The following is a 5,487-nucleotide window of genomic DNA, read 5'->3' as shown; positions in this document are numbered from 1 at the left end:
TTCCGGGTGAACCGGGGCCTGGTGGTCCTGAACGATGTGAACTCCGGGAATGTGTGGCTGGTGAACCAGAACATGCAGCTCGTGAACAACTGGGACGACGTCATTCCGCCACAACAGACGTCCGACGACGCCGACAAGGACTCCGCGGACGAAGTCCAGCAGACGGTATTGCCGGACCGGACCAAACCCAACAGCGCGCCGGTCGCCAAGCCGGATACTTTTGGGATACGCGCGGGAAGGACCGCGATCCTCCCGGTGCTGGACAATGACACCGACCCCGACGGCGACATCCTCACGGTCCGTGCCCCGGAACCGATCAAATCCGGGCTCCTCGCCCCAATCTACGGCTCTACCGGCTTCCAGGTCAGTGTCCCGGCAGAGAAGACCGGCTCCGAGACCTTCAAATACACCGTCGATGACGGCCGTGGCCTCACCGCCTCTTCCGACATCACCCTCAATATCATCCCGCCGGGGGAGAACTCCGCCCCGCGGCAAAAACCGAACAGGAACACCACGCTCGTGGTGCAGGCCGGCAAAATCGTCAGCCAGAACATCCTCACCGACTGGACCGACCCCGACGGCGACGACCTCTACGTAGTCAGTGCCACCGGAAGCGACCCCCGCGACCAGGTCAAAGCCCGGCCCGACGGACTGCTCACCTTCCAGGACGCCGGTACGGAGCCGGGCCGTAAGGTGGTCACCCTCAGGGTGTCCGACGGCCAGTCGGCCGCCGAGGGCAAAGTAACAGTGGACGTGCGCGCGCCGGGTGCGTTGCCGCCCATCGCCAACGCAGACCACGTCGTCGCCGTCGCCGGTGTGGACACTGTCATCGCACCGCTGAAGAACGACTCCGATCCGCAGGGCGGTGCGCTTCGTCTCGCCCAGATCACGCCGGACGGCAACTCCACAGCCACCATGGGCGCGGACCAGCAGACCTTCACCTTCAACTCCACGGCCCAGGGCGCACACTACGTGTCCTACCTCGTGACCAACGGTCCGGCCAGTGCCCAGCAGCTGGTTCGCGTGGACGTGGTTTCCGGAGACGGCGATGGCGCCCCCGTCGCCGTGCGGGACACGGCCCTGCTGCCCAGCGGCGGCACTGTTCTGGTGGATGTCCTTGGCAACGACTCGGACCCCTCCGGCGGCGTGCTTGTGGTCCAGTCCGTCACGGCGGCCGACGGCCTGCCGGTCAGCGTCTCGGTGGTGGATCATTCCGTCGTCAGGATTACCGATATACGGGCGCAAGGCCAGCTCAACGTCAAATACACGATCTCCAACGGAAAGTCCTCCGCCAGCGGGGACATCGCGGTCCTGGTAGTGCCCGCGCCGGCCAAGCTCCAGGCCCCCCAGGCCAAACCGGACGAAGTGTCAGTCCGGGTCGGCGACGTCGTCACCATTCCCGTCCTTGAGAACGACACCGACCCCAACGGCGGGAAGCTCACGCTTGAGCCGGAGCTGGCCCAAAAGCCGGACGACGCCGACGGCCGCATCTTCGGCGCGGGCAACGCATTGCGCTTTATCGCCGGAGATGTGCCTAAGACCGTCTACGCGATCTACAAGGTCACCAACGAATCCGGACAGTCGGACTCGCAACAGGTCACTATCCGCGTCCGCGCCCGCGATGACGAACGCAACACCCGCCCCGAACCCAAAAACCTCACGGCGCGCGTGGTCTCAGGGATGGTGGTGCGAATCCCCGTGCCCCTGGACGGCATCGACGCCGATGGCGACTCCGTGCAGCTGATCGGGGTGGATAAGGCCCCCGCGATGGGAACGGCTGTAGTCAAGGACGGCTACCTTGAGTTCACAGCGATCGGAACAGCCGCCGGGACCGACACGTTCACCTACCGCGTCCGGGACCGGATTGGCGCCGAGAACACCGGCACGGTGATTGTAGGGGTTGCTCCGCCTGAGCCCAACAACCAGAAACCCATCGCCATGGATGACTCCGTGGAAGTGCGGCCCGGACGCAAGATCGCCGTGGATGCCCTCAGCAACGACTCAGACCCGGACGGTGACCCGCTCGGGTTGGTCGGCAACGCCTTCGAGGCCCGTCCCGAGCTCCGCGTCGAAACGGCCGACGGCGGAAGGGTACTGCTGACCGCGCCGGGCGCCGCCGGCAACGAGAGCGTAGGCTACAAGATCCAGGACGACAAGAAGGCCCAAGGCAGCGCCGTCATCAGGGTCAGGGTGAGCCCCGACGCCACCCTCAAAGCCCCAATTGCCAAGGACGACGTCGTTACGCCCGCCGAGACGCTGGGGAAATCCGCCGTCGACGTTCCTGTCCTGAAAAACGACTCCGACCCCGACGGCGTGGCCTCCGAACTCAGGATCACGCTGCCGGACGGAAACCCGAACGCCCGGGTCGGCGGCGACGGCAACGTGGTGGTCAGCCTGGCACCGGTGGACCAGCTGGTCCCGTACACCGTCACCGACGTCGATGGCCAGAATGCTACCGCTGTCGTCTGGGTGCCCGGGCAGGGTGAAGAGCACCCTACCCTGGCCCGCACCGACGTCGTGGAAGTGATGGCCGGCAAGGAAATCACGCTTGACCTGAGCGAGTACGTCCGGGTTCGGGACGGCCGCGCTCCACAGATCACCCAGGCGGACAAGGTCCGGGTCCAGGGCGCCGACACCCAGAATGTCATCGGTGGTAATGCCAGGACACTGCGCTACGCGGCACTCAAGGACTACGTCGGTCCCGGTTCCCTCACCTTCGAAGTGACGGACGGCTCCGGTCCGGAAGATCCGCAGGGCCTGAAATCCACGCTGACCATCATCACCAAGGTCATTCCGGACCCGAACGCCAACCACGAGCCCACCTTCAGCGGAAGCGACCTCGAAGTGCCGAAGGCCGAAACAGCCAGCTTGGACTTGGGCAATTTGGCCAGGGATGTGGACGCCGGGGACCAGGAAAAGCTCGCATTCGAGTTGGACGGGACCACACCCGAAGGGTTCACAGCCACGATTGATGGGCAGACGCTCAACGTCCGCTCCGAGGCCGGGATGGCCGCGGGCCGCAAGGGGACCATCCCGCTGAAAGTCACCGACGGCCGCTCCGGAGCTGTCAAGGCGTCTGTGACGGCCACCGTCGTGGCATCAAACCGGCCGCTTGCCATCGCCAACGAGGACGTCGTCGACCAAGCCAACGCGGGCCGGGCCGAGACTATTAACGTCCTCGCCAACGACTTCAATCCGTTCAGCGACACGCCGCTCAAGGTTGTCTCAGTCGGTGTCGAAACCGGATCCGCTGCCGGCCAACCCGTCATCAACGGGGATTCTGTCACGGTGACGCCGGCTGAAGGATCCAAGGGCGTCATGGTGCTGCGGTACACGGTCTCGGACAAAACCGAGGATCCGTCCCGCCAGGTGAACGGCCGGGTCCGCATCACAGTCCGGGACAAACCGGATGCCCCCTCGGCCCCCACAGCAACCGACGTACGGAGCCGGACCGCGGTGCTCAAGTGGGCCCCGCCGTCGGATAACGGCGCCACGATCACCGGCTATACGGTCCGCTCCAACAACGGGTTCGAACAACAGTGCGCCACCACAACGTGCACACTCAGCGGACTGACCAACGACGTGAAGTACGTCTTCAGCGTGACGGCAACCAACGAGGTGGGAGACTCCCCGGCGTCCGCGCAGTCGAACGAAATCCGGCCCGACGAAAAGCCGTCCCCGCCGGAGGCTCCCACCGTCAAGGCGGGCGACAGGAACATGGTCATCAACTGGGCACCGGCCAAGACCGAGGGTTCCGCCGTCAAGAGCTACAACCTCGAGATCTCCCCGTCGCCGGCCAGCGGGATCGCCGTCAAGAACGGTGTGACCGGCCTGACGTACACCTGGCCCGGCCTGACCAACGGAGTCCGCTACAAAGTGCGCGCGCAGGCCGCCAACGAGCTCGGTCCGTCCGACTGGGGCATCTACTCCTCCGAAGACAACCCGGCCGGAGTCCCAGCCGCACCAGCCGCACCGACGTCAGCCGTGGCTTCTGCGGTGGGAACCACCAACCAGCTCCGGGTGAACTGGACGGAACCCGATACCAACGGGGACGCGATCAGGAATTACTACGTCACGATGAGTGGAGGCGGCGGAGCGCCGCAGACCCAGACCATCGCGGGTACGGTACGGACGGCCAATTTCACGGCAAACAACTCCGAAGCTGAGTACACGTTCACTGTCCAGGCCGAAAACAAGGCAGGAAAGGGTGCCGTCAGTCCGCCATCGGCACCCCGGCGCGCCACCGGCAAACTCGGCCAGGTCTCAGGCGTTACGGTCGCCGCCGCGGACACCGGAGGAGCCGGGCGGAAAGTGACCATCAACTTCAAGGAACTGACTGCCGCGGAACGCAACGGCTCGTCCGCGGATGAGGTCAGCTACAGCTACAACGCCAGCACCGGCCAAAGCGGCCCGATCGCCCGCGGCCAAACGGTGGGCGGCTTTGCCAACGGCACCCAGACCACGATCACGGTGATCGCGCACTCCACGGTTGCGCCGAGCTCCAATGGCAGCACCGGGGCCTCGACCACCCCCTTTGGGTCACCCGGGACGCCGTCGGCATCCGGGCAGAACGGTGCCATGAACCAGAAATCGCTGACCCTGAACTGGTCCTCACCGTCCACCACCACCAATGACGTAGTTAGTACCCGGATCAGCATCGACGGCGGCGGCTGGGAGAACGTGGCCCCGTCCGGCAGCAGGGTCATCAACACGGGAGGATTCAGTGAGTCGCATCGCATCGACGTGAAAACCATCAACTCGCTGGGCACTGAAAGCGGTGTGGTGTCCGCGTCCGCGTCCTCGGGTGCGCAAGGCGAATGGATCACCACCGTCGTCAAGGGCACGGACCTGGTGCGCACCTGCACGTTCGAGTATGGCAAGGCCAGCTACCGGCCAAGTCCGTACTTCGACTGCCAAGGTGTCAACAAGGGCGATACCCCGCCGTGGTTTTACGTCAACAGCGGCGAGCGGATCGTGGTCCACTGCTACGTCATGATGAATGACCACTGGACCAACACCCCGGATCAGCCGTTCTACCGGATTGAACCCGGCTCCAACCGAAACGTCGGTTATTACATGGTCGCGGGACACTCACAGCTCGGTCAGCCTTACTCCCACGGGATCCCGCGATGCTGAGGGATGTTGGGAGCGGATGCGGCAGCGAATCGGTTGGGGAGGGCTCCCCATCGCGGCTGCTCCGAAGCTTGGGTAGGCTGACGCGGGGAACAGAGAGCCCGATACCGGGTCTTTGGACAGGATGGCCTGGGGGCCGCCACAAAATTGAGGGAAAAGTAACGCTGTGACAACTCTGCTGGGGAAGCTTGGGCTGAAAAGGCGCCACAACAAACTCACGAAACGCAACAAGCGGCTGATCACCGGCACAGCCTTTAGTGCTGCGGTAGTGGTGTTGGTCACGGGTGCGGTGTTGTATCCGGGGTTTAAGACCACTGAGGTGGAGTTGAACGACGGCGGTGTGTGGGTGGTGTC

Annotated in this window: 2 protein-coding genes; both read left to right on the top strand. The window is 64.7% G+C overall.

Annotated elements, in window-relative coordinates; genetic code table 11:
• Positions 1–5,136 (top strand): Ig-like domain-containing protein (locus tag ACFC25_RS22600; RefSeq protein WP_376049330.1); only part of this gene is annotated, 5,136 nt, incomplete at its 5' end.
• 163 nt (positions 5,137–5,299) lie between these two features.
• Positions 5,300–5,487: hypothetical protein (locus tag ACFC25_RS22595; protein ID WP_376049327.1), on the top strand; the 188-nt coding region annotated here is incomplete at its 3' end.

The sequence above is a fragment of the Pseudarthrobacter sp. NPDC055928 genome (assembly GCF_042270935.1).
Lineage (GTDB): Bacteria > Actinomycetota > Actinomycetes > Actinomycetales > Micrococcaceae > Arthrobacter.
The sequence above is the reverse complement of the archived record's forward strand: the minus strand, read 5'-3'. Positions and strand labels throughout refer to the sequence as shown.